This is a genomic window from Kitasatospora paranensis (assembly GCF_039544005.1).
Classification (GTDB): Bacteria; Actinomycetota; Actinomycetes; order Streptomycetales; family Streptomycetaceae; genus Kitasatospora; species Kitasatospora paranensis.
Window position 1 is genome coordinate 3,180,084 of record NZ_BAABKV010000001.1, and the last position, 23,513, is coordinate 3,203,596.

Genomic DNA, 23,513 nt, shown 5'->3' on the forward strand with positions numbered 1-23,513 from the left:
CTGCTCGCCGCCTACGACGCGGCGCTCCCCGGCGCGGCGGCGGACCTCGCCGACCGGCTGCGCCGGCAGCGCGCGGACGTGGCCGTGCACCGGGTGCTCCTCGCCCGCGCCCTCCCGTCGCCCTCCCCGGACGGCTCCCCGTCCCGTTCCTCCGACCGCTCCGGCCCGCCGTCGTCGCCGAGCGCGGCCCCGACCCGTCCCGCCGTGGTGACCGTCGCCGGGCTCGCCGCGGCCGAACGGGCGACCGCCGGCGCCCGGCTGGCCGACCTGGAGGCCGCCTCCCCGAGCTGGCGCGGCTGCTCGCGGCCGTCTCCGCCTGCGGCGCCCTGCACGCCGCCGCGCTCGGCGACCACGGCCCGGTCACCGCCTCACCGTCTGTCACTGCCTCACCGTCCGTCACCGCCTCACCCTCGGCGGCCGCCTCGCCCCCGCCACCGCAGCCGCCACCACGGCCCTCCCGACGGCTTCGGCCGGCGCGACCGCCGTGCCCGCCGCGGCGGTACCCGCCCTGCAGACCGCGCTGGCCGCCGAGCACGCCGCCGTGTACGGCTACGGAGTGGTCGGCGCCCGCATGCCGGCCGGGCCGCAGCGCGAGGACGCCCGGGCGTCCTACACCGCGCACCAGGCCCGCCGGGACGCCCTGCAGCGGCTCGTCGCCGCCGCCGGGGCGTCCCCGGCGGCCGCGGCCGCCGGCTACCGGCTGCCGTTCGCCGTGCCGGACACCGCCACGGCCGTCCGGCTCGCCGCGCACCTGGAGACCCAGCTCACCGCGGTCTGGGCGGACGCCGTGGCCGGCACCGCCGGCCCGCTGCGGCAGACCGCCGCGGGCGCCCTGCGCGACACCGCGCTGCGCGCCGTGCACTGGGGCGCCGACCTCAGCGCGCTGCCCGGCCTGCCGGACTCCGCCGTGACCGGGAGCGCGAGCGGCAGCCCGTCCGCGCCCACCCCTCGGGCGCCGCACCGAAGAGCTGACCGTGCCCGCACGGCCGATGACCGACAATGAGCGGGCGGCACCCAGCCGAAGCGCACCGACCGAGAGGCCAGCATGTCGGCACTGCCAGGGCAGCAGATCACCGTTCCGGAGCGCTTGGCGGACACCATCCAGGCCTGGGAGGGCGAGGCCGGACGCCGCTGGCTGGCCACCCTGCCCGCCCTGGTCGCCGAACACCTCGACCGCTGGGGCCTGACCCTGGAGCGGGTCGGCGACCCCGGCGGCCAGATCAGCCTGGTGAGCTACGTCCACCGGGACGACGACCTCTCCCCCGCGGTCCTCAAGGCCGGCCTGGTCACCACCGAGACCGAGCAGGAGCACGAGGCGCTGCGGCACTGGGCCGGCCGCGGCGCCGTGCTGCTCATCGACGCCGACCCGGCCGCCGGCGTCCTGCTGCTGGAGCGCCTGCACGGCGACATCCCGCTGCGCTCACTGGCCGAGGCGAAGGCCATGATGGAGGCGGTCAGCCTGCTGCGCCGGCTCTGGGTGCCGCCCGCCGAGGGGCACCCCTTCCGGCTGGTGCGCGACCGCGCCGCCGACATGTCCGCCCACCTGGCCGAACACCGCCGGCTGCCGGGCGCCGCCGACGTCCTCCCGCTGATCGACGAGGCGCTGGAGACGGCCGCCTCGCTGATCGCCTCCGAGCCCGAACAGCTCCTGCTGCACGGCGACTTCCACCACGGCAACATCCTGGCGGCGGACCGCTCGCCGTGGCTCGCCATCGACCCCAAGCCGGTGGTCGGCGAGCGCGCGTGGGACCTCGCCTGGCTCGCCCAGGACCGGATGGACACCCTCGCCGGCTCGCCCGGCCAGCGGGCCGCCGTCCGGCGCCGGCTGCACACCCTGGCCGACGCGGTCGAGGTCGACCGCGACCGGCTGCGCGGCTGGACACTGTTCCGCACGGTCTGCGCCGGCCTGTGGCACCTGTCCGTCGGCGAGCCCGGACCGGCCGAGAACTACCTGGAGTTCGCCGCCTGGCTGTGACCGTGCCGGCTCGGCGCCAGCGGCAGCTGGGCCCCCATCACGGCGTACGGGCGGAAGGTGTTGGGGAAGCGCACCGCCCGGGCCAGGTCCTGGTAGCCGAGCGCGCGGTAGAGCCGCCGGGCCGGGGTCTCCGCGTCGATCGCGGAGAGGATGCTGCGCGGCAGCCCGGAGCGCTCGCAGAGCCCGCGGATCAGGGCGCTGCCCAGCCCGCGGCCCTGGTAGGCCGGCAGCACGTGCAGCTCGGTGACGGCGAAGACGTCGTCCAGCCAGCCCTCGTGGCCGCCGGCCTCCAGGTAGGGCTGGATCACCGTGGACCACCAGTGCTCCCGCGAGTTCGGCATGCCGTAACCGAAGCCCACCAGCCGGCCGCCGCCGAACGCCCCGAGCGCGATCACACCGGGCTGCTGGGCGTGCCGCCCGACGATGTGCAGCCGGACGGCCACCTCGTCCGGTGTCAGCCCGAAGGCCTCCGCCTGCACGTCGAGTGCGAACGGCGCCCAGGCCGCCAGATCGATGGCCGAGATGGTGACCTCGGTGAGCTGCTCCATGACGGGAATGTACTCCTCCCCGCGGGCACAGGTGATCGACTCCGCGCAGTCGGACGACCCGCCGGACCAGGGCGTCAGAACAGGACGCTCATGAAGGCGCCGACCTCGGCGAACCCCACCCGGCGATAGGCCGCCCGGGCCCGGAGGTTGAAGTCGTTGACGTAGAGCGAGACCACCGGGGCGACCTCGCGCAGCGCGATGTCCAGCACGGCTGCCATACCGGTCTCCGACAGCCCCTTGCCGCGGTGCTCGGGCGCCACCCAGACGCCCTGGATCTGGCAGGCGCCGGCGGTGACGGCACCGATCTCGGCCTTGAAGACCACCTCGCCGTCCTCACCGAAACGGGCGAACGAGCGCCCCGAGGCGACCAGTTCGGCGACCCGGGCCTGGTAGAGCAGCCCGCCGTCGCCGGCCAGCGGCGAGATGCCGACCTCCTCGGTGAACATCGCCACGCAGGCGGGCATCAGGGTGTCCACCTCGTTGCGGAGCACCCGCCGCACCAGCGGGTCGGGCGTGACCTCGGCGGAGGGCGCGGTGGTGGCCATCAGCGGCTGGTGGGCGCGGACGTCACGGGCCGGGCCCCAGCTCCGCTCCAGCAGCGCCCAGAGCGCGGCGGTGGCCTCGGCGGGGCCGACGATCGAGGAGCAGCGGCGGCCCTGCCGGCGGGCCCGCTCGGCGAAGGCGCGGACGGCCTCGGGGCCGGCCTCGACGAGGACGAGGTTGGCGCCGGCGTAGCAGAGCGAGGCCAGCCGGCCGTCCTCGTCGAACCAGCCCCACATCTCGCCGCCGAGGCGCCACGGATCCAGGCCGACCGCCTCGACCCGGGTGGCGACGAAGGCGTTCGCCACCGGGTTGCGGTGCAGCACCTCGAGGGCGTCGTCGAGATCCGGGGCGTCCAGCAGCCGGGTGGCCGCCAGGGCACGGGCGACCTGGAAGGGGCCGGGGAGCATCACACCTCGATCGAGCACGGGCACCTCACTTGGGGGATTGAGCCGCACCCTACTCCCCACCCGGCTGCGGCACGGACCACGGGGGCCGTCCGTGCACCCCTCGACCGAGGGGGCGGGACGGCCCCGGATCAGCGTTCGACGGTCACTCGGCGGCGACGACCACCGGTGCGCCCGACTCGACGCCCTCCTCCTGCATCTGCTCGGCGAGCTTGAGCGCCTCCTCGATGAGGGTCTCGACGATCTTCGACTCGGGGACGGTCTTGATGACCTCGCCCTTCACGAAGATCTGGCCCTTGCCGTTGCCGGAGGCGACGCCGAGGTCGGCCTCGCGGGCCTCGCCCGGGCCGTTGACGACGCAGCCCATGACGGCGACGCGCAGCGGCACCTCCATGCCCTCCAGGCCGGCGGTGACCTCCTCGGCGAGCTTGTAGACGTCGACCTGGGCGCGGCCGCAGGACGGGCAGGAGACGATCTCCAGGCCGCGCTGGCGCAGCCCGAGCGACTCCAGGATCTGGTTGCCGACCTTGATCTCCTCCGCCGGCGGCGCGGAGAGCGAGACGCGGATGGTGTCGCCGATGCCCTCGGCCAGCAGGGCGCCGAAGGCGACCGCCGACTTGATGGTGCCCTGGAAGGCGGGGCCGGCCTCGGTGACGCCCAGGTGCAACGGGTAGTCGCAGGCGGCCGCGAGCTGGCGGTAGGCGTTGATCATCACGACCGGGTCGTTGTGCTTGACCGAGATCTTGATGTCGCGGAAGTCGTGCTCCTCGAACAGCGAGCACTCCCAGAGCGCGGACTCGACCAGCGCCTCCGGGGTGGCCCGGCCGTACTTCTCCAGCAGGCGCTTGTCGAGCGAACCGGCGTTGACGCCGATCCGGATCGGCACGCCGGCGCCCTTGGCGGCCTTGGCGATCTCGCCGACCTTGTCGTCGAACGCCTTGATGTTGCCCGGGTTGACCCGGACGGCGGCGCAGCCGGCGTCGATCGCGGCGAAGACGTACTTCGGCTGGAAGTGGATGTCGGCGATCACCGGGATCTGCGACTTCCTGGCGATGATCGGCAGCGCGTCGGCGTCGTCCTGTGAGGGGACGGCGACCCGGACGATCTGGCAGCCGGAGGCGGTGAGCTCCGCGATCTGCTGGAGGGTGGCGTTGACGTCGGAGGTCAGCGTGGTGGTCATCGACTGGACCGAGACCGGGGCGTCACCGCCGACCGGGACGTTGCCGACCATGATCTGACGCGAGTAGCGGCGCTTGGCGAGCGGCTTGAGCGGCAGGGACGGAATACCGAGCGAGATCGCGGTCATGTGCGCAGGGTTCCCCTGAGTGAGGTCGGTGAGCCGGCCGGTGGGTCTGACCGGGCCGGGCGCGTCGATGAGGACACGCCCGGCACACCACGGTACGCCACGGCCGCGGGCCCGGGCACATCCGCCCGGGCCCGCAGGAGTGATGTCGACCGGCGACGGGGAGCAGCACGCCGCGGGCCCCGCCGCCGGCCGGCCTCAGTTCAGCTTGATCGGGTTGACCACGTCGGCGGCCATCACGAGAGCGGTGAAGCAGATGAAGACGCCCGCCACCACGTAGGCCAGCGGCATCAGCTTGGCCACGTCGAACGGGCCGGGGTCGGGCCGCTTGAGCAGGCCGGCCGCCTTGCGGCGGATCGACTCCCAGACGGCGCCCGCGATGTGGCCGCCGTCCAGCGGGAGCAGCGGCAGCATGTTGAACAGGAAGAGCGACAGGTTGATGCCGGCCAGCAGCTGGACCATGAAGGCGAGCTGCTGGGTGGCCGGGATGTCCATCGCGAACACGTCGCCGCCGAGCCGGGCGGCGCCGACCATGCCCACCGGGTCGTCGGCGGAGCGCGGCTTGCCGTCGAAGACGGCGTGCCACAGGTCGGGGATCTTGCCGGGCAGTGCCACCAGCGAGGAGACGCCGTGCTCGGCCATGGAGTACATCTGGTCGGTGCTCTGCGCGAGGCTCAGCCGGACGACGCCGGTGGCCGGGGTGAAGCCGAGGAAGCCCGCGGTCACCGGGTCGCCCTTGACCGGGTTGCCGTCCTTGTCGACCGGGCGGACGGTGTTGCTGGTGATCGCAGCCGTCAGGGTGAGCTGCTGCCCGCCGCGCTCGACCACGATCGGCACCTGCTTGCCGGGCACCTTGCGGATGTCGGCCTGCAGCTGCTTGTAGTCGGTGATCCGGTCGCCGTCGAAGGAGACGAACCGGTCGCCGGCCTTGAGGCCCGCCAGGTTGGCCGGGGAGGGGTGGCGTTCGCCGGGCAGGTGTCGGTCGGGCTGCCGGCCTGCACCACGCACTGGCTGACCGTCGACACCACCGGCACGGAGCGCTGGATGCCCATCCCCATGAACAGGGCGAGGAAGAGCACCACCGACAGGATGAGGTTCATGAACGGGCCGGCGAACATCACGATCACCCGCTGCCACGGCTTGCGGGTGTAGAAGAGCCGGTGCTCGTCGCCGGGCTGGAGCTCCTCGTAGGAGGCCTCCCGGGCGTCCTCGATCATGCTGCGCCAGGGCGAGCTGCTGCGCTTGGCTATCCGGCCGTCCTCACCGGGCGGGAACATGCCGATCATCCGGATGTAGCCGCCGAGCGGGACGGCCTTGAAGCCGTACTCGGTCTCGCCCTTCCTGCGGGACCAGACCGTCGGGCCGAAGCCGACCATGTACTGCGGCACCCGGATTTTGAACAGCTTGGCCGTGGAGAGGTGCCCCAGTTCGTGCCAGGCGATCGAGAACAGCAGCCCGACCACGAAGATCAGGATGCCCAGCACCCACATCAGGTTGTTCACTGCCCGTCCTTTGCCATGCCGCCGCGCCCGCCGTCCGTCTCGATCAACCCGCAGCCAGCTCGCGGGCCCGGGCGCGCGCCCAGTCCTCCGCCTGGAGTACGTCCGCCACTGTGAGCGAAGTTCCCGAGGCGGGGGTGCCGTGCTCCGCGACCACCTTCGCCACAGTGTCCACGATTCCGGTGAAGGGCAGTCGCCCGTTCAGGAATGCCTCCACACACTCCTCATTTGCGGCGTTGAAGACCGCCGGGGCGGTGCCGCCGAGGGTGCCGACCTCGCGGGCCAGCGCGACGGCCGGGAACGCCTCGTCGTCCAGCGGGAAGAACTCCCAGGTCGCGGCCTTCGTCCAGTCGCAGCCGGGGGCCGCGTCGGGCACCCGCTCGGGCCAGCCCAGGCCCAGCGCGATCGGCATTCGCATGTCGGGCGGGCTCGCCTGGGCGAGCGTGGAGCCGTCCGAGAATTCGACCATCGAGTGGACGACCGACTGGGGGTGCACCACGACCTCGATCCGGTCGAACGGCACGTCGTACAGCAGGTGCGCCTCGATCACCTCCAGCCCCTTGTTCACCAGGGTTGCGGAGTTGATGGTCACCACCGGGCCCATCGCCCAGGTCGGGTGGGCGAGTGCGTCGGCCGGGGTGACCCCGGCGAGCTGCTCGCGGGTGCGGCCGCGGAACGGGCCGCCGCTGGCCGTCACGACCAGCTTGCGCACCTCGGCACGGGTGCCGCCGGCCAGCGCCTGGAAGAGCGCCGCGTGCTCGGAGTCCACCGGAACGATCTGGCCCGGCTTCGCGACGGCCTTGACCAGCGGCCCGCCGACGATGAGCGACTCCTTGTTCGCCAGCACCAGCACCCGGCCGGCCTCCAGCGCGGCGAGGGTCGGGCCCAGGCCGATCGAGCCGGTGATGCCGTTCAGCACCGAGTGGCACTCCAGCGCGGCGAGCTCGGTGGCGGCGTCCGGGCCGGCCAGGATCCGCGGCAGCGGGCGCCCGTCGGCGCCGGCGGCGAGCGCCTCGCGCAGCGCCGGGACGGCGTCCTCGCGGGCCACCGCGACCGTGTGCACCCCGAGCTGCAGTGCCTGCTGCGCGAGCAGTTCCACCCGGCCGCCGTTGGCGGAGAGCGCGACCACCCGGAACCGGTCCGGGTTGCGCAGCACCACGTCGATGGCCTGGGTGCCGATCGAACCGGTCGAGCCGAGGATGACCAGCTCCCTCGGGCCGTCCGGGTCCTGGACGGCCGGGGTGAAGCGGAGCTGGGGGTGGGCGAGCGAGTTCATGCGCCCCATTGTGTCCTGCCCGGGGCGCCGCCGGTCGCCGGCCGGGCTACTTCCAGGCCCAGATCCTTCCGACCGCCTTGCCGTCGGCGCCGACGTCCCACTCGAACGCGCCCGCGATGCCGCGCAGGCCGGCGAACTCGGGCGAGTCGCTGGTGTAGACGATGGTGCCGCGCCAGGCGGTGCCGCCGTCCTCGGTGAACCGGCCCACGCCGCCGCCCTGCCAGCTGGCGTGCGCGCCGCTGGGACTCATCAGGATGCCCTGCCCCTCGCCCGCCAGCGTGCCGTCCGGGCGGAGCCTGCCGGTGTACGTGCCGACGTCGTTGACGGGGACGCCGAGCAACTGGCCGGTGCCCTGGAAGGCACTCTCCACCAGCGGCGGCAGCCCGTGGTCGCTCCTGACCACCCGTTGGACGGTGATCTGCGCGTTTTCCTCTCCGATGAGGTCGCCGAGCATGTCCGACCTCCCTTCCTCCCCTCCCGGACTACGCCCTCGCCCCGGGGGTGTCAAGGCAGGCCGACGCCCCGCCACCGGCGAGCGGTGACGGGGCGTCGGGGAACTGGCTCAGAGGTCGAGACCGGTGAGGACCAGCACCTTCTCGAAGGTGAAGTCGGCCATGGCGTATTTGACGCCCTCGCGGCCGACACCGGAGTCCTTGACGCCGCCGTAGGGCATCTGGTCGGCGCGGTAGGACGGCGCGTCGCCGATGATCACGCCGCCGACCTCCAGCTCGCGGTGGGCGCGGAAGGCGGACTGCACGTCGCGGGTGAAGACACCGGCCTGCAGGCCGAACGCCGAGTCGTTGACCGCGGCGAACGCCTCGTCGGTGGAGTCCACCTTGTGCAGCGACAGGACCGGGCCGAACACCTCGGCGGTGGCGAGGATCGCGTCGGCGGGCAGGTCGGCGACCACGGTCGGCGCGTAGGTCGCGCCCTCGCGGGTGCCGCCGGTCAGCACCTTGGCGCCCTTGGCGACGGCGTCCTCCACCCAGGACTCGACGCGCTTGGCGGCGTTCTCGTCGACCAGCGGGCCGACGTCGACGGCGTCGTCCGACGGGTCGCCGGTGACCTGGGCCTGCACCTTGGCGACGATCCGCTCCACCAGCGCGTCGTAGACGGAGGCGTCGGCGATCACCCGCTGCACCGAGATGCAGGACTGGCCGCCCTGGTAGTTGGAGAACATCGCGATCCGGGTCGCGGCCCAGTCGAGGTCGGCCTCCGAGGACCAGTCGGCAAGCACCACGGCGGCGGCGTTGCCGCCGAGCTCCAGGGTGACGTGCTTGCGCGGCACCGAGTCCATGATCTGGTAGCCGACCTTGTCGGAACCGGTGAAGGAGATGACCGGCAGGCGCTTGTCCTGCACGAGCGCCGGCATCTTCTCGTTCGGCACCGGCAGGACGCTCCAGGAGCCGGCCGGCAGGTCGGTCTCGGCCAGGATCTCACCGAGCACCAGCGCCGAGAGCGGCGTGGCCGGGGCCGGCTTGAGGATGATCGGGGCGCCGACGGCGATCGCCGGGGCGACCTTGTGGGCAACCAGGTTCAGCGGGAAGTTGAACGGCGCGATGCCGAGCACGACACCCTTCGGGAAGCGGCGCACCACCGCGAAGCGGCCGGTGCCGCCCGGGTCGGTGTCCAGGCGCATGGTCTCGCCGTTGGTACGGCGGGCCTCCTCGGCCGCCCAGCGGAACACCGAGACGGCCCGGCCGACCTCGCCGCGGGCCCACTTGATCGGCTTGCCGTTCTCGGCGGTGATCAGCCGGGCGATCTCCTCGGCGCGCTCGGCGAGCCGCTTGGAGACGTGGTCCAGGGCGGCGGCGCGGACGTGCGCGGGGGTCGCGGCGAAGACCGGCGCCGCGGCGGCAGCGGCGGCGACCGCCTCCTCGACCTGCGCGTCGGTCGGGACGCTGACCTTGCCGACCAGGCTGCCGTCGAACGAGTGGCGGACCTCGAACTCCGCGTCGCCGCTCGCCGGACGGCCGGCCAGCCAGAACTCATGGGTGGTGGTCACGGTCGCACCGGCCCTTTCCTCGAATGGTGGATACCCGCCGCCCACGGTAGGACGGGCGGGAGGGCAACCGGATTGGACAGTCTGGAGTGGTCGGCCGGACGACCGCTCCAGAGCGGCGACTGGCGGACCGGGCGACCGGGCGACCGTCGGGCGAGCGGGACGGCGCCGCCACCGGAACGGCGGCGCGGCTACTCCTCGCCGGCGCGCAGCGCGAGCCAGAGCTCCATCCGGACGTCGGTGTCGTCGAGCGAGCGGCCCAGCAGCTCCTCGACCCGCCGCATCCGGTACCGCAGGGTGTGCCGGTGCACGCCGAGGTCGGCGGCGGCCGCGTCCCACTGGCCGTGCCGGGACAGCCACGCGCGCAGGCTCGCGACCAGGTCGCCGCGGGCCGTGCGGTCGTGCTCGCGCAGCGGGCGCAGCAGCCCCTCGGCGAACGCGGTGACGGCCTCCTCGCCCAGCAGCGGCAGCAGCGATCCGGCGCCAACCTCCTCGTGGTCCACCGACCGGCGGCCGCCCCGCAGGGCCACCGCGAGCGCCCGTTCGGCCTGCGCGTACGCCGTGCCGGCCTCCTCCAGGGTGGTGGGGGCGGACACGCCGAGCGCCAGCCCCTCGTGCTCCTCGACCGCGCCGAGGCAGGCCCGGTGCGCGGAACCGTTGTCCACGGCGAGCACCAGCAGCCGGGGCCCGTGCGGGCCGTCCTCGCGGGAGACCAGCAGCCGCTCGCCGACCCGGCCGCCGGCCTGCTCGGCCCGGTCACCGAGCTCACCGAGCGCCTCGGCGGCCTCCGGTCCGGAGCCCGCGCCGGCCACCAGCACCCGGGTGGTGCCCTCCGGCAGGCCGCCGAACAGGCCCGCGGAGACCTGCCGCGCGGTGGCGACCTCGCCCGCCAGCACCATGTGCAGCAGGGCGGCGCCCATCCGCTCCTCGGCCTGCCGCAGCTCGCGGGAGCGCTCCAGGGTGAGCGTCAGCAGCGCGACGGCCGCGTTCAGCACGTACCGCTCGGTGGGGGTGATCCGGTCCTCGGTGCCCACCGCCAGGAAGCCCCGCGGGCGGCGGTCGGCGCCCAGCGACTGGACGACCACGTAGTCCTCGTCGGCGGTGTCGATGCCCGGGGAGCGGCCCTGGAGCGCGGCGCTGGACGGGGCCGGGCGGCGGCGCAGCCGGTCGACCTCGGCGGCGAGCCGGCCGGCCCGGCGGGCGGCCCAGTCGGGAGCGACCGCGGAGAGCGCCCCGGAACCGTCGTACAGCGCCGCCCAGCCGCCGAGGCGGACGGCGAGCCGGCGGACGATCGCGGTGGTGCCGTCCTTGCCGAGCGCGGCCCGGGTCAGCTCCTCCTGCGCCTCGAAACTGGTGGTGACCGCCTCGTACTGCTCGGCGGCCAGGGCGGCCGAGACCGTCTTGGAGATCGCGATGAACGGGGTGGCCTCCGGCACCCGCAGCAGCGGGAGGCCGCGCTGGGCGGCCGCGTCGACCAAGGCCTGCGGCACCTCGGTGTGCGACAGTCCGACGCCCAGGCCGAGGCCGACCACGCCCGCGTCGGCCAGCCGGTGCACGTACGCCTGGAGGCGGGCGGCGCTCTTGCCGAGCTTGATGCCGGTGGTCAGGAGAAGCTCGCCGCCCTCGAGGAAGGGGTCGGGTCGTCGAGTTCGCTGGTGTGCACCCAGCGGACCGGCCGCTCCAGGTGGTCCGCACCCGCCAGCACGGTGACGTGGAGCGCGGTGTTGCGGACGACGGAGGCGAGTGTGGGGGGCATGGCACCTTCGCTGGTTCGTCGGTCGCTCCGTTGCGACCCGGCGAGTGAGGGATACGGGGGCTTGTCACCATTATGTACGGCTCGGACAAGCCACTGCACCGAATCCTCCGCCGCGGAGTCCGGGGCCGACCCGCGCTCCGGCCGGCCGCGGGGCCGGCGCCCCGCTCGTCCCGGCGGCCGTCCCCGCGGCCGTTCCCGGTCAGTCCCGGAGGTCCACCAGGACGGGCGGGACCTGGTCGCCGGCGACGGTGGTCAGCGAGATCACCGCGTGCCCGCTGGGCAGCGCGTGCGCCAGGTCGGACGGCGACCAGCGGTGCCGTTCGACGTCCCGGGTGGTGACGCTCTCGGTCTGCGGGGTCGTCCCGGACAGCGCCTTGCGGGCGGCCCGCCCGGTCTTGCGGACGACGCCGCCCGAGGTGTCCGGGGTGTGCGTGACCGCGGTCTCGGTGACCAGGTGCGTGCCCCAGGCCTCGGAGAACAGCCGGCCGTCCCAGGGGGCAATCCCGGGGAAGGCCATCCGGCAGCCGACCGCCCCGAACAGCGGGGCCCGCAGCGCCTCCGGCAGGTCGACCAGGGTGCGCAGCACCAGCAGGGCCCCGGCGTTGGCCCCGCGCATCCGCTGCAGGCCGCGCACCGTCCGCGCGTCGACGGCCGCCGAGGCGTCGTCCACCACGAGACCGGCGAACAGCGATCGCTCCTCGCGCGCCCCGGCCGCCTGCACGAACTGCGCCACCACCAGCCGCGACAGCATCCGGGCGACCTCCGGGTGGCTGCGCTCCGGCAGCTTGATCCGGACCCGCAGCGGGTGGTCCAGCGCCCGCATGGCGAACGCCGGGCGGGCGCCGGGACCGTCCGCGAAGCAGCCCGCGAACACCGGCCGGTCGAGCAGCGCCAGCCGGTCAGCGAGCAGCGTGCCGGGGTCGTCGGCCCGGCCGTGCTGCCGCTCGCGGTGCAGCAGGTCGGCCTCGTGGCCGGCCGGTGCGCCGGAGGCCCGGAGCGCCTTGCGGAGAGTGGCGGCCGCGTCGGCGTCGCCGGCGAGCAGGGCGCGCAGCTCGCGCACCCCGGGTAGCGGCCGTAGGCGGCATGGAACGGGCCGACGACCTGCTGGAGGGCGGTGCGGGAGGTCTCGGCGCGCGCGGCGAGCTCCTCCGGCAGCAGGGCGTCGGCGAGCCGGGCGGACGCCTCCTCCGGGTCGGCCGCGGCGCCGTACAGGTCCAGGCCGTACGGGGAGGCCGGGTCGCCCGGGGCGATCACCACGTCGTACCAGGCGTCCGGGCCCAGGTCGGCCTCCGCGGCGCCGATGACCACCGCGCACGCGGCCCCGGACAGTGCCTGGAGGCAGAGCGCCTCGGCGACCGGGCGGGCCAGCCGGGCGGTCTTGCCGGTGCCCGCGGGGCCGACCGCGAGCAGCGAGGTGCCGAGCAGGTCCGGGTCGAGGGCGAATCCGGCGCTGCGGTGCGTCTCCGGGTTCTTGACGACGTCCTGGGCGGTGCCGAGGCGGACCTGGCGGGTCAGCAGGTCGTGCCGGGCGGTGCGGCCCGGCAGGTCGCGGGCCTCGGACGGGTGGGAGCAGGCGGCCGCGCCGCGCGCGTCCACCTGCTCGGCGAAGGCGGGCAGCAGGTCGGGTTCGGCGAGCACCGTCTCCCAGGCGCGGCGGATCCGTACGTAGTCGACGTCGCCGACCGGCTCCGCGTCGAGCCGGTGGGCCGCGGCGGGGCCGCGGCGCGCACGTCCTGCCAGGGGTCGGCCGGGCCGGACCGGCCGGTCGTCCCCGGCGCTTCGGCGCTCTCCTGCTCGGCGGCCGGGGCCTCGTGGGTGACCGTGCGGGCGAGCACCGGCCGGACGTAGCGGCGGAACACCTCCGTCCAGCGCCCCATCCGTCCGAAGAAGCGGACCACGGCGACGAGCACCACGACGTTCACCGCCAGTGCCACCAGGTCGCGCTGGCCGCTGCCGAGGCCGGCGCCGACGCCGAGCTGGCGCAGCGCCCACAGGCACAGCTCGCGGCCGTAGAGGAAGACGATGCAGGCCACCACGAGGTTCAGTGCGGCGCGCAGCAGCAGCGGCCCGGCCGGGACGGCGGCGTCCTCGGCCCGTTGCGGGTCCCCCGGGGTGTGGCCGAGGCGGAAGACGCCGGGCGCGGCCTCCGGGCGGGGTTCGGCCGCCCAGGCGGCGAGGTCGAAGGGCAGGGCCCGCTGCGGCGGGAGCCCCACCGCCCGCCGGGTCTGTTCGGTCTGCCGCCCCTGTGTGCCGTCCAGTCCCATCCCGGCCCCGCTCCCTCTCCCACCACCGGCATTGCCATACCCATGCCACCGGCCCGGCGACACGCCCGCGCTCAATGTAGTGGAGCGACGGCGCCCGGTCGCCGATCTCCGTGCGCTGGCCGCGCCGGACAATTCGGACGACGCACTGCTACCGAGTGGCGCATGCCCGGGCCCGCCGCCCGGTCGTAGCCTTCGAGGATCGCGCCTTGAGATTTGGAGAACCCGCACATGAGCGCCGCAACCCCCTCCCGCAGGAGCGCCGCCTGGTCACTGCGATCCCCGGCCCGAAGTCGCAGGCGCTGCAGGCCCGCAAGCTCGGCGCGGTGGCCGCCGGTGTCGGCACCACCCTCCCCGTGTACGTCTCCCGCGCAGGCGGCGGCGTGCTGGAGGACGTGGACGGCAACAGCCTGATCGACTTCGGCTCCGGCATCGCCGTGACCAACGTCGGCAACAGCGCCGAGGCGGTCGTCGCCAAGGCGTCCGAGCAGCTCGCCGCCTTCACGCACACCTGTTTCATGGTGACGCCGTACGAGGGCTACGTGGCCGTGGCCGAGCAGCTGAACGAGCTGACCCCGGGCGACCACGACAAGCGCACCGCGCTGTTCAACTCCGGCGCCGAGGCCGTCGAGAACGCGGTGAAGATCGCCCGCGCGTACACCAAGCGCACCGCCGTCGTGGTGTTCGACCACGGCTACCACGGCCGCACCAACCTCACCATGGGCCTGACGGCGAAGAACATGCCGTACAAGCAGGGCTTCGGGCCGTTCGCGCCGGAGATCTACCGCGTGCCGGTGGCGTACCCCTACCGCTGGCTGACCGGCGCCGAGAACTGCGCCGCCGAGGCCGCCGCCCAGGCGATCGACATGATCAACAAGCAGATCGGCGCCGAGAACGTCGCCGCGATCATCATCGAGCCGATCCAGGGCGAGGGCGGCTTCATCGAGCCGGCCAAGGGCTTCCTCCCGGCGATCGTCGAGTACGCGAAGGCCAACGGCATCGTCTTCGTCGCCGACGAGATCCAGACCGGCTTCTGCCGCACCGGCCAGTGGTTCGCCTGCGAGGACGAGGGCGTCGTCCCCGACCTCATCACCACCGCCAAGGGCATCGCCGGCGGCCTGCCGCTGGCCGCCGTCACCGGCCGCGCCGAGATCATGGACGCCGCGCACGCCGGCGGCCTCGGCGGCACCTATGGCGGCAACCCGGTGGCCTGCGCCGCCGCGCTCGGCTCGATCCAGACCATGAAGGAGCTGGACCTCAACGCCAAGGCGCAGCGGATCGGCGAGGTCATGCTGGGCCGCCTGGCCGCGATGCAGGAGAAGTTCGACGTGATCGGCGAGATCCGCGGCCGCGGCGCGATGATCGCCGTCGAGCTGGTCAAGTCGGGCACCAAGGAGCCCAACCCGGAGATCACCGCCGCCGTGGCCAAGGCCTGCCACGCGGAGGGCCTGGTCGTGCTGACCGCCGGCACCTACGGCAACGTGCTGCGCTTCCTGCCGCCGCTGGTGATGCCGGAGCACCTCCTCGTCGAGGGTCTGGACATCATCGAGAGCGCCTTCGCCGGCGCCTGACGGACGGGGGCGGTGGACAGCAACCGACTGCCCCGTCGAGAGCGGCCCGGCCCCTCGGACTCCCCGAGGGACCGGGCCGCTCCGTCGTGCGGGCGCCCGGCGGAACGCCTCGGGGCGGAAGCGGTGACAGGGGCGGTGGGCGCGTGCCGAAGGAGGTGCCCAGGGAGCTGCGGAGGGGGCGGTGACGGCCGAGGTACGGAGACTCCCGGGACGTCGTGGAGGTTGCCCTCCCGGTGGTGAAGATGCTGTGCGAAACGAGGCGAGTCGTGTCGCCCGGAAACCCCTTTGACGTACTGTCATGACAGATGGACAGCGAGCCGCAACCCATTGCGACGTCTCCGGCCTCCCCTGTGTGGGCGGCCGAACCTCCAGACCGATCGACCGACCGCCCGGTCCACACCCCCGGGCCGCGCGGAGCGGCGATCACCTCGGCCGCCCCGGAGCTCTCCCCCTGCTCCGGGGCGGCTTCAGCTCGTCCTCCGGCACCCTGCGGTGCCGCTCGCGCTGGCCGTGGTGTTCGCCCTCGTCTCCTGGCAGGTCGCGGTGGACGGGCCACTGCTCGCCCTCGACACCGGCACCCGGCACGGCGTCCGGGAGCTGCACCACCTGCTGGACAGCACCCTGTTGAACCACCTCGGCGCCGCGCTCTCCGATCTCGGCGGGGGTGTCCCGGCCGTCCCCGTCCTGCTGCTCGCGGCGGCGCTCGCGGCGCAGCGGCGCAGGCGGGCGGGCGCCGGCCGCTGGTGGCTGCCGCTGCCGACCGCCGGCGTGACCGCCCTGCTGATCCCGCTGCTGGTCGTCCCCGCCAAGTCCTGGTTCGCCAGGCCCGGCCCGTACGGCCTGCCGCTCGCCCCGGACCAGTGGGGCTGGTACCCGTCCGGGCACACCGCGACCTCGTCGATCGCCTACGGCGCGGCGGCGCTGCTGCTCGGCCCCACCCTCGGCAGCAGCACGGCACGGCAGCGGCTGTACGGGGCGACCGCGCTGCTCTGCCTGGGCGTCGGGCTGGGACTGGTGTGGTCCGACTACCACTGGCTGCTGGACGTGGTGGCGAGCTGGTGCCTGGCCGGCGTCCTGCTGTGGTTCCTGGTGCGATTCCAGGACCGTTTCCAGGACCGTTTCCAGGACGGTTTCCAGGAACGCGCCGAGGACCCTTCCCAGGACGGGCGAGGCCCGGGCGGGGCGTGACTGCGGACCGATGACCGGTGCGAACCGGTGCGAACCGGTGCGAACCGGCTGTGCCGACCCGCACCGCGTCCGTTCCCGCCCTACTCCGCGCCGCTGTGGTCCGCGGCGCCGTGGTCCTCGTCGGCCGTGTCGTTGCGGTGCACGAGACCGGGCTCACCGTTGTCGCGCTGCCACGCGACCACCAGCTCATCCCGGCTGCCGAAGCGGACCAGGTGGCGGCCCACGACGTCCTCAAGGGCGGCCAGCTGCTCGGCGTCGCCCTCGACCGCGAGGAGGAGCGTGCCGGGCTCGGCGTCGAGCATGGCCGTGCCGAAGGGGAACACGACCGTGCCGCGGCCGGTCTCCTCGGACCACTCGGCCTGCACCCTCCGCCCGAGATGGGCGGCCAGCTGCTTGCCGTAGCGGCCGGGGCGGTCGGTGGCGACACGTGCTTCGGAGCGGGACATGGGCCCTCCAGGGGGACATGGGGCAGCCCGGGCACCCGGCGGCCCGCGATTCCGGGCGGCGTCACGGGACGTCGTACGGCGTCGCGGGACGTCATGGGGCGTCGCGGGACGTCGTGGGGCGGCCGGGCGCACGGGAACGGCGCGCCTCGCCGGGCTGCGGTCGACACCGGTACGGTAACCCGGATAGTGAGCCAGACTCAACAAGTTACCGAATGGCGACCGGGGCACCCCGATACCCTGGCTCCACTCCCCCGGCCCGGGCCGGGGCCGTCCCAACCGGGAGAGCTGCGATGACCACCCCGTCGACCGCCGACACCGCCGCGGAGCTCGCCGACGCGCTGACCCGGGCGATGAAGCGGATCAGGCGGCAGACCGCCCGCCGACTGGAACCGCTCGGCATCACCCCCTCCCAGGCACGAGCCCTGCGCACCCTCGCGCGCCCGGACTGCCCCGGCCGGGCGGACGCGGACCTCCCCGGCTCCGCCGGATACGGGTCGATGCGGCTGAGCGAACTCGCCGACCGGCTGCACATCGCCCCGCGGTCGGCGACGACCGTGGTCGACGCCTTGGAGGAGGCCGGCCTGGTCGCCCGGACCCCGGACCCGGTGGACCGCCGGGCTGTCCGGGTCGTGCTGACCGAAGCCGGCCGCGGCGCCCTGGAGCGGATCGGGCAGGTCCGCCACGAGGTGGCCCAGGCCTACTTCGGCCCGCTCACTCCGGGCGACCAGGACGTGCTGCTGCGGGCACTGCGGACGGCCGAGGCCGCGTACGAGGCCGCGCCGCCCGCCGGGACGGCCGCAGCGCCGTGAGCCCGATCCCCGCGATCACCAGCACCGCAGCGACCGCGGCCGCCGGGGTGAACCGCTCCCCGAGCAGCAGCCAGGCGGAGGACATCCCGAACACCGGCACCAGCAGCGAGTACGGGGCGACCGCCGACGCGTCGTAGGTGCGCAGCAGGAAGCTCCAGGCGACGAAGCCGAAGAGCGTCGACAGCAGTCCGACGTAGACGATGGCGCCGATGCCGGCCGGACCGATCCCGGCGAGCGCCCGCAGGTCCGCCGCGGGCCCCTCCACCAGCAACGACAGCGCGAGCAGCGGCAGCGGCGGGACGGCGCTCACCCAGACCATCCAGCGCAGTGCGTCCGGCGGGGACGCCCGGCGGGTGAGCACGTTCGACAGGCCCCAGAACGCCGCGGCCGCGATCACCAGCGCGAAAGCACCCGCCGGGCCGCGCGGGCCGTTGTCGACGGCGGCGAGGACGATGCCCGCGAAGGCGACGGCCAGACCGGCGGCCCGCCGCCCGCCGGGCCGCTCGCCCAGCATGACGGCGGCGAACACCGCCGTGAACAGCGCCTGGCTCTGCAGCACGAGCGAGGAGAGCCCGGCCGGCATCCCGGCGTGCATGCCCAGGAAGAGCAGCCCGAACTTGACCACGCCCAGCGTGCAACCCACCAACAGCACCCAGCGCCAGGCGACCCGCGGCGGCCCGACCAGGAAGACGGCGGGCACCGCGACCACGGCGAACCGCAGGGCGCAGAACAGCAGCGGTGGGAAGTTCTCCAGGCCGACGTGGATCAGCACGAAGTTCAGGCCCCAGACGGCGGCCACCAGAACGGCCAGTGCCATGTGCCGCGGCGCCATCGCCGCCGCCGAGGCGACCCCGGAGGCGGCCCCAGGGGCGGCCGTCGAGCCGGGGACGGTCGGGCCGGGGGCGGCTGGGCCCGTGCGGGTTCGGGCGGTGCGGGCGGTGCGGGCGGAGGGTGGCAGGGGTGCGGTGGCTGACATGCTCCGAGCTTGGCGGGCGGCGAGTATGTAGCACCAGCGATGAATCCTGAACCGAATCGTTCAGTACTGCTTTATCATCGAGCCATGTTGGATCTCGGCAGGCTCCGCGCGCTGCACGCCGTCGCGGTGCACGGCTCGGTCGGCGGCGCCGCCACGGCCCTCGGCTTCACCCCCTCGGCGATCTCCCAGCAGATCACCAAACTCGAACGGGAGACCCGCACCGTCCTGCTCGAACGGCAGGGCCGCGGCGTGGTGCTGACCGACGCGGCGGTCCGGCTCGCCGACACGACGCAGCAGCTGCTGTCCCTCGTCGAGCAGGCCGAGGTCACCCTGGAGGAGCGGCGCGGCCAGCCCGTCGGACGGCTGCTGATCGCGTCGTTCGCGACCGGGGCGCGCGGGCTGATGCCGGGTGTGCTGGCCGACCTGCGGGAGAGCTGCCCGGAGCTGGACGTCCGGCTGCTGGAGTCCGATCCGTACCTCGCCGCCGAACTCGTCGCCCGTGGCGAGGTCGACCTCGCCCTCGTCCAGGACTGGCCCACCGTCCCGCTGCCCGTCCAGGACGGCCTCGCGCGCCTCGATCTCGGCCTCGACCCGGTGGACCTGCTGGTGCCCGCGGACAGTCCGCTCGCCGATCTCGCGACCGTCCCGGTGGCCCGGCTGCTCGGCCAGCGCTGGATCAGCGTGCCGCCGGGCAACATCTGCCACGACTGGCTGGTGGCCACCCTGCGCGAGGCCGGCGAGGAGCCGGACGTCCTCTACCAGGTCGGCGAGTTCGAGACCCAGATCGCGCTGATCGCCACCGGTCTCGGAGTCGGACTGGTGCCCCGGCTCGGCCGCGGCCCCCTCCCACCCGCCGTCGTGGCCAGGCCCGTCCTCCCGGAACCCACGCGGCGGGTGTACGCGCTCTGGCGTACCCAGGCCTCCCGGCGCCCGGCCATCACGGCAGCCCTGCGGGCCATGCGGGAGCAGTGGCGGACGATCTCCCCGGGCTGAACCGCACTGCGGCGGTGCGACCGGCTGCGCGGGCCGGGACGGGGTCGCGGTGGATCGGGGCGGGGCGGGGCCAGGTTGGGTGGGGCGGGCCGCGCACTGCGGCCCGGGTCAGTCGGCGAGGCCGATCACCAGCCACATGAAGCCGACCCCGAGCAGCGTGCAGAACAGCGTGGTGCGCGAGGGGTGCGGGCTGTGGGCCTCCGGGAGGATGTCCGAGGTCGCCAGGTAGAGCAGGAACCCGGCGAAGAAGCCCAGGTAGAGCCCCAGCAGATGCTCCGGGATCGTGAAGAGCAGGGTGATCGCCGCACCGGTCACCGGCGCGATCGCGTCCGCCGCGAGCAACCCGATCGCCCGGCGGCGGTCGTTCCCGTACATCCGGGTGATCGTGTACGTGTTGAAGCCGTCGGCGAAGTCGTGCGCGACCACCGCGATCGCCACCACCGTGCCGACGGTGGTGCCCGCCTGGAAAGCCGCACCGATCGCGAAGCCGTCCATCAGGCTGTGGCCGACCAGCGCCCCGGCGGCGGCCAGGCCGACACCCTGCCGACCGGAACGGTCCGGCGCGCGGTGGCTGTGACCGTGCCCGTGGCCGTGGCCGTGCCGCTCGTGGCCGTGCGTGTGCGCGGCGTACTCGTCCTCGTGACTGCGGTGGATCGCGACCGCCCGCTCGATGATGTGGATGGTCAGGAACCCCGCGGCGAACATGAGCAGGGCCTCCGGTACGCCGTTGACCTCCTCCGGTGCGGCCCGCACCGCCTCCGGCAAAAGGTCGAAGGCGACCACGCCGAGCATCAGACCGGCCGCGAAGCCGAGCACGAGATGGCGGCGGTCGCCGGTGCGCTGGGCGACCCAGCCGCCCACCAGGGTCATCAGGAAGGCCCCGGCGGCCACCAGGATCGCGGTCATCGGGCAGCCCCCGGTATCGCGCCGCCACGCTGCCCCACGGCCCGGGCCGACCTGGACGGCCCGGACGGCCCGGACGGCCCGTGCTGCTGCCCGGGTGCTGCGGTGGCCTTGGCGAAGGTGGCCTCAAGGGCGCCGGCCCGGACGGCGGTGCCCTTGACGGAGGGGGCCTCGACGGCGGTGGCCTTGACGGCAGGGGGCGAGGTCAGCCGTCCGTGGCGACCAGGTAAGCCATCGCGAGCTGGGGCGAGCCCTGCTCCGCCCAGCCGTGGCCGACGGCCGTGACGTCGACCTCGTATCCGTTCGGCAGGACCAGCCGGGGGCGGCTCTGCCGGTCGAGTTTCCAGGCCGCCCCCGGGACGGTGCGGTGCAGCACCGTCCCGAGGTACAGGCCGGCGTCGTTGCCCAACCACTCCGAGACCTCCGGATCGTCACGCCAACGCGGGAGCATCTGGTCGAGCGCGGTCAGCGACGCCACCCCGTCGTCCAGCCGGACGTCCGCCGCCTCGGCCAACTCGCGCAGCAGCCCGCACTCGGCGAACATCTCGGCCATCGACGGCTCGTCCGGCTGCGATGCGGCGCTCGCGCGCCGATGGCCCTGACGAGCCCGCAACCGGTCCATGAACCCGAAACCCATGCCCCCAGCCTGACAGGGCTGCGCCCGGACGGCCCCCTCAGCAGGCGCCGCCGACGCCCGACCGGATCGGATGACGGCACAGGGGCCGGGAGTGGTCCGTCAGCCGTTCGTCGCCAGCGGCATGCCCAAATGGGTGTGGGAGAGCTCCTGGACGCCGGCCCCGTCGATCAGGTGAATCCGGCGGTAGCCCTCCTCCGCAGCCAAGTCCAGGGCGGCCTCCTCGAATCCGCCGGTGGTCAGCCGGAGCCCGCGCTCGGCGCCCTCCTCGCGGACGGCCTCCGCCAGCGTCCGCAGTTCCTCGGCCGCGACCGGATCGGCGCCACGGGACGCCCACACCACCCACCGGCCCGGCAGTGCGCTGTGCGCTGCCCCCTCCGCCGTGGCGACCAGCCCGCCCGGCCCGCGCAGCCGCACACTCCAGGCCCCGAGACCTCCCCGGGTGAGCAGCTCACGGACCAGCACGGCGAACTCGTTGGACGAGAGCTCCCCCGTGGAAGGCACGGCCGCGGAGGCCGTGCCGTTCGGCCTCACGGGAACCGGGCCGTACGGGTCCGGCGTGACCACCGCCGCCAGTTCGCGCAGCCGGACGAGGGCCTCGTCGTGCTCGGCGTCGCTGTAGACACCGTCGGCCGGTTCGTCGTCGTGAACCGGCAGGGCACCGGACGTGCGGGCACTGGCCGTGCGGGCATGGGCAACGGCCTCGGACGGGTCTGCCTGTCGGGCGGGATCGGCGTGCCCGGCGGGATCCGCAGGCAGCAGGCGGGTGCGGGCGAGCGCGTCGCGGTCCGCGTCCACGCTGAGCAGGCAGAGCGGTTCGGCACCGGGCCGGCGCAGCCACCCGTTCAGGACGACTCCGGCGAGGATCCCGTCGGTGTCGACGGCGTCGGCAGCCTGGAGGGCGCGCAGGGCGAGCCTGGCCACCAGCCGCAGGTAGTCCGAGGAGCGGTCGGACTGCGGGCGGGGGACGGGCTCGACAGCTCCCTCGGCAGCGAGGCGGTAGCCGGCGAGCGAGGGAACGAGGTCGGGCGAGGGCAGGTCGAGGTCCAGCAGGGCCGTACTGGTCAGCGGCCGGAAAAGGGCCCGGCACGGCGCCGGCAGGTCCTGGGTGGCGCCCTCGGCGGCGGCGAGGGCACGCTCCAACAGGGACTCCACCGCGGCCGGCTCTGCCTTCCGGTAGGCGCGCCGACACTCCTCCAGGCTCTGGTTGTACTCGTGGACCGCAGTGGCACGCAGTTGCTCGGCCTGTTCGTGGGCCTGCCGGGCGGACCGGAGTCCGGGCGTGACGCTCTCCGCCCGCCCGGCCCGCCACTCCCGCAGGGCCCGCTGGTGGCGGAGCCGGGCCTGGGCCAGTTCGCGCTGGTAGGAGGAGTCGAGCAACCGGCGGGACGGCGGCTCGTCGGGCGTGGCCGGCACCGGGTCGACCGGAGCGTAGTCGGCCCAACGCGGCTCGGCGTCCGCGGCCGGTGCGTCCGTGTCGGCGGGGAAGGGGCGTGGCTCGTAGCGGCGCAGCTGGCTCTCGAAGTCCATGGCGGAGACCGGAAGGGCCGCCCGGCGCAGCAGGTCGGCGAGGCGGTCGTGCTCGGCCCGGACGGTCATCGTCCGATGGTGGGCGAGGGCAGCCGCACGGCCGTGGGCGGCGATCTCGTCCTCCTCCCCGTCCTGCTGCTCCGCGTCCTGTCGGCCCTGCTGGTGCGGCCGGTCATGAGGGTGCGGGGCGCTGTCGTCGGGGGCCGGGGCCGGGCGACCGGAGCGGGCCTCCCGGGCGGGCCGATGCGGCGACGGTGCGTCCGGGCCGGCGAACTGCTCGGGAATCTCGGCACCGAGATCACGGAAGACCGCTGCCAGGAACCCCGGCTGCGGGGGCTCCGGCTCTGCCGCCCCCGAAGCCGAGGACCCCGCAGCCGAGGGCGCCGAACCTCCCGGCGCTCCCGGCACCGCGGCGGCGTCGGAGGCCATGACCGCACCGGGGGCGGCAGGACCGGTGCGTGCATGACCGATGAGAGCAGGACCGATGGGCGCAGGACCGATGGGCGCAGGACCGATGGGCGCAGGACCGATGGGCGCAGGACCGACGGATGCAGTGCCCGTGGTGCCGGCTGCGGCGGTGGAGGCCGGTGCAGGGAATCGCCGCCCGGGTGAGGGGACGTCCGATGGAAGCGCCGACGCTGCACCGTCCGGCCGGCTGTCGGATGAGTGCTGCATCAGCGGTCGATCCCCCAGTAGGTCACCATGCCTGCAGCGAGCGGGCTGACGTCCCGGGCACCTTGTGGACCGGTCCGCGCGCAGGCGCTCGCAGGGGCCGCTCGGCCACGGCCCCTGCGCAGCATTGTCCACCGTTCGGATGCGCCGGTCAGCCAAGCTCACGAGTTGGTGACCGCTGCTTCCTCCTCCTCGTCCGGTACCGGCCACCGGGCCGGACCGGC

The 23,513-nt window shown here is 74.5% G+C and carries 19 protein-coding genes and 2 pseudogenes; 6 read left to right on the forward strand and 15 right to left on the reverse strand.

Going from position 1 to position 23,513, the window contains the following annotated elements; genetic code table 11:
- The first annotated feature begins 484 nt into the window (after positions 1-484).
- Both ABEB13_RS15465 and ABEB13_RS15470 read left to right on the forward strand, forming a co-directional pair.
- The gene (locus tag ABEB13_RS15465) at positions 485-1,003 is read left to right on the forward strand and encodes a ferritin-like domain-containing protein (RefSeq protein WP_345705987.1); all 519 of its coding nucleotides are present in this window, start codon (positions 485-487) and stop codon (positions 1,001-1,003) included.
- Between the two features lie 42 nt (positions 1,004-1,045).
- Positions 1,046-1,975, forward strand: coding sequence for an aminoglycoside phosphotransferase family protein (locus ABEB13_RS15470; RefSeq protein ID WP_345705988.1), 930 nt, complete (start codon positions 1,046-1,048; stop codon positions 1,973-1,975).
- On the opposite strand, the gene ABEB13_RS15475 is transcribed toward ABEB13_RS15470, so the two are convergent.
- The 10 genes and pseudogenes from ABEB13_RS15475 to ABEB13_RS15520 form a co-directional block, all read right to left on the reverse strand.
- Positions 1,948-2,523 carry a GNAT family N-acetyltransferase gene (locus ABEB13_RS15475; RefSeq protein WP_345705989.1) on the reverse strand — a complete coding sequence of 192 codons (576 nt, stop codon included), beginning with the start codon at positions 2,521-2,523 and terminating at the stop codon, positions 1,948-1,950. The genes ABEB13_RS15470 and ABEB13_RS15475 overlap by 28 nt on opposite strands.
- Positions 2,524-2,597: 74 nt before the next feature.
- Entirely contained in the window at positions 2,598-3,473 is an 876-nt protein-coding gene (locus tag ABEB13_RS15480) for a GNAT family N-acetyltransferase (protein ID WP_345709680.1), read from the reverse strand.
- A gap of 142 nt (positions 3,474-3,615) precedes the next feature.
- Positions 3,616-4,776, reverse strand: coding sequence for a flavodoxin-dependent (E)-4-hydroxy-3-methylbut-2-enyl-diphosphate synthase (gene ispG / locus ABEB13_RS15485; RefSeq protein ID WP_100890104.1), 1,161 nt, complete (start codon positions 4,774-4,776; stop codon positions 3,616-3,618).
- 195 nt (positions 4,777-4,971) lie between these two features.
- Positions 4,972-6,275, reverse strand: a pseudogene (locus ABEB13_RS15490) (M50 family metallopeptidase).
- Between the two features lie 43 nt (positions 6,276-6,318).
- Entirely contained in the window at positions 6,319-7,548 is a 1,230-nt protein-coding gene (gene dxr / locus ABEB13_RS15495) for a 1-deoxy-D-xylulose-5-phosphate reductoisomerase (RefSeq protein WP_345705990.1), read from the reverse strand.
- Between the two features lie 46 nt (positions 7,549-7,594).
- A complete protein-coding gene (locus ABEB13_RS15500) occupies positions 7,595-8,002 on the reverse strand; it encodes a hypothetical protein (protein ID WP_345705991.1) in 408 nt (135 codons plus the stop codon).
- A 108-nt stretch (positions 8,003-8,110) separates the two neighbouring features.
- Complete coding sequence (locus tag ABEB13_RS15505) at positions 8,111-9,553, reverse strand: aldehyde dehydrogenase family protein (RefSeq protein ID WP_345705992.1); 1,443 nt, start codon at positions 9,551-9,553, stop codon at positions 8,111-8,113.
- A 188-nt stretch (positions 9,554-9,741) separates the two neighbouring features.
- Positions 9,742-11,306, reverse strand: a pseudogene (locus ABEB13_RS15510) (PucR family transcriptional regulator).
- A 199-nt stretch (positions 11,307-11,505) separates the two neighbouring features.
- Positions 11,506-12,366, reverse strand: coding sequence for a hypothetical protein (locus ABEB13_RS15515; protein ID WP_345705993.1), 861 nt, complete (start codon positions 12,364-12,366; stop codon positions 11,506-11,508).
- Positions 12,367-12,817: 451 nt separating this feature from the next.
- Complete coding sequence (locus ABEB13_RS15520) at positions 12,818-13,570, reverse strand: hypothetical protein (protein WP_345705994.1); 753 nt, start codon at positions 13,568-13,570, stop codon at positions 12,818-12,820.
- Between the two features lie 206 nt (positions 13,571-13,776).
- On the opposite strand from ABEB13_RS15520, the gene gabT reads away from it, so the two are divergent.
- Entirely contained in the window at positions 13,777-15,138 is a 1,362-nt protein-coding gene (gene gabT, locus ABEB13_RS15525) for a 4-aminobutyrate--2-oxoglutarate transaminase (protein WP_345705995.1), read from the forward strand.
- Between the two features lie 492 nt (positions 15,139-15,630).
- Positions 15,631-16,326 carry a phosphatase PAP2 family protein gene (locus ABEB13_RS15530; protein ID WP_345705996.1) on the forward strand — a complete coding sequence of 232 codons (696 nt, stop codon included), beginning with the start codon at positions 15,631-15,633 and terminating at the stop codon, positions 16,324-16,326.
- 80 nt (positions 16,327-16,406) lie between these two features.
- Here ABEB13_RS15530 and ABEB13_RS15535 read toward each other — a convergent pair whose 3' ends face one another.
- Positions 16,407-16,772 (reverse strand): DUF2218 domain-containing protein, encoded by a 366-nt coding sequence (locus ABEB13_RS15535; RefSeq protein ID WP_345705997.1) that lies wholly within the window; start codon positions 16,770-16,772, stop codon positions 16,407-16,409.
- Positions 16,773-17,062: 290 nt separating this feature from the next.
- Here ABEB13_RS15535 and ABEB13_RS15540 point away from each other — a divergent pair, with 290 nt between their 5' ends.
- On the forward strand, positions 17,063-17,581 hold the full coding sequence (locus tag ABEB13_RS15540; RefSeq protein ID WP_345705998.1) for a MarR family winged helix-turn-helix transcriptional regulator: 519 nt from the start codon (positions 17,063-17,065) through the stop codon (positions 17,579-17,581).
- Here ABEB13_RS15540 and ABEB13_RS15545 read toward each other — a convergent pair.
- Positions 17,484-18,413, reverse strand: coding sequence for an EamA family transporter (locus ABEB13_RS15545; RefSeq protein WP_345709681.1), 930 nt, complete (start codon positions 18,411-18,413; stop codon positions 17,484-17,486). The two genes, ABEB13_RS15540 and ABEB13_RS15545, sit on opposite strands and share 98 nt — an antisense overlap.
- Before the next feature lie 228 nt (positions 18,414-18,641).
- On the opposite strand from ABEB13_RS15545, the gene ABEB13_RS15550 reads away from it, so the two are divergent.
- Positions 18,642-19,550, forward strand: a complete 909-nt coding sequence (locus ABEB13_RS15550) for a LysR family transcriptional regulator (RefSeq protein ID WP_345705999.1) — start codon at positions 18,642-18,644, stop codon at positions 19,548-19,550.
- 108 nt (positions 19,551-19,658) lie between these two features.
- Here the strand turns inward: ABEB13_RS15550 and ABEB13_RS15555 are convergent, their stop codons facing one another.
- The 3 genes from ABEB13_RS15555 to ABEB13_RS15565 all read right to left on the reverse strand — a co-directional run bounded on the left by ABEB13_RS15555 (position 19,659) and on the right by ABEB13_RS15565 (position 23,046).
- On the reverse strand, positions 19,659-20,456 hold the full coding sequence (locus ABEB13_RS15555) for a ZIP family metal transporter (RefSeq protein ID WP_345706000.1): 798 nt from the start codon (positions 20,454-20,456) through the stop codon (positions 19,659-19,661).
- A gap of 202 nt (positions 20,457-20,658) precedes the next feature.
- Positions 20,659-21,090 carry a DUF6278 family protein gene (locus ABEB13_RS15560; RefSeq protein ID WP_345706001.1) on the reverse strand — a complete coding sequence of 144 codons (432 nt, stop codon included), beginning with the start codon at positions 21,088-21,090 and terminating at the stop codon, positions 20,659-20,661.
- 99 nt (positions 21,091-21,189) lie between these two features.
- A complete protein-coding gene (locus ABEB13_RS15565; protein ID WP_345706002.1) occupies positions 21,190-23,046 on the reverse strand; it encodes a restriction endonuclease in 1,857 nt (618 codons plus the stop codon).
- Between the last annotated feature and the right edge of the window lie 467 nt (positions 23,047-23,513).

What these genes read in the sequence shown, in the direction of transcription:
- ABEB13_RS15470 (WP_345705988.1), top strand. Translation starts at nt 1,046, where the DNA reads ATGTCGGCACTGCCAGGGCAGCAGATCACCGTTCCGGAGCGCTTGGCG.
- ABEB13_RS15475 (WP_345705989.1), bottom strand. Translation starts at nt 2,523, where the DNA reads ATGGAGCAGCTCACCGAGGTCACCATCTCGGCCATCGATCTGGCGGCC.
- ABEB13_RS15480 (WP_345709680.1), bottom strand. Translation starts at nt 3,473, where the DNA reads ATGCTCCCCGGCCCCTTCCAGGTCGCCCGTGCCCTGGCGGCCACCCGG.
- ispG (WP_100890104.1), bottom strand. Translation starts at nt 4,776, where the DNA reads ATGACCGCGATCTCGCTCGGTATTCCGTCCCTGCCGCTCAAGCCGCTC.
- dxr (WP_345705990.1), bottom strand. Translation starts at nt 7,548, where the DNA reads ATGAACTCGCTCGCCCACCCCCAGCTCCGCTTCACCCCGGCCGTCCAG.
- ABEB13_RS15500 (WP_345705991.1), bottom strand. Translation starts at nt 8,002, where the DNA reads ATGCTCGGCGACCTCATCGGAGAGGAAAACGCGCAGATCACCGTCCAA.
- ABEB13_RS15520 (WP_345705994.1), bottom strand. Translation starts at nt 13,570, where the DNA reads ATGGGACTGGACGGCACACAGGGGCGGCAGACCGAACAGACCCGGCGG.
- ABEB13_RS15535 (WP_345705997.1), bottom strand. Translation starts at nt 16,772, where the DNA reads ATGTCCCGCTCCGAAGCACGTGTCGCCACCGACCGCCCCGGCCGCTAC.
- ABEB13_RS15540 (WP_345705998.1), top strand. Translation starts at nt 17,063, where the DNA reads ATGACCACCCCGTCGACCGCCGACACCGCCGCGGAGCTCGCCGACGCG.
- ABEB13_RS15545 (WP_345709681.1), bottom strand. Translation starts at nt 18,413, where the DNA reads ATGGCGCCGCGGCACATGGCACTGGCCGTTCTGGTGGCCGCCGTCTGG.
- ABEB13_RS15550 (WP_345705999.1), top strand. Translation starts at nt 18,642, where the DNA reads ATGTTGGATCTCGGCAGGCTCCGCGCGCTGCACGCCGTCGCGGTGCAC.
- ABEB13_RS15555 (WP_345706000.1), bottom strand. Translation starts at nt 20,456, where the DNA reads ATGACCGCGATCCTGGTGGCCGCCGGGGCCTTCCTGATGACCCTGGTG.
- ABEB13_RS15560 (WP_345706001.1), bottom strand. Translation starts at nt 21,090, where the DNA reads ATGGGTTTCGGGTTCATGGACCGGTTGCGGGCTCGTCAGGGCCATCGG.
- ABEB13_RS15565 (WP_345706002.1), bottom strand. Translation starts at nt 23,046, where the DNA reads ATGGCCTCCGACGCCGCCGCGGTGCCGGGAGCGCCGGGAGGTTCGGCG.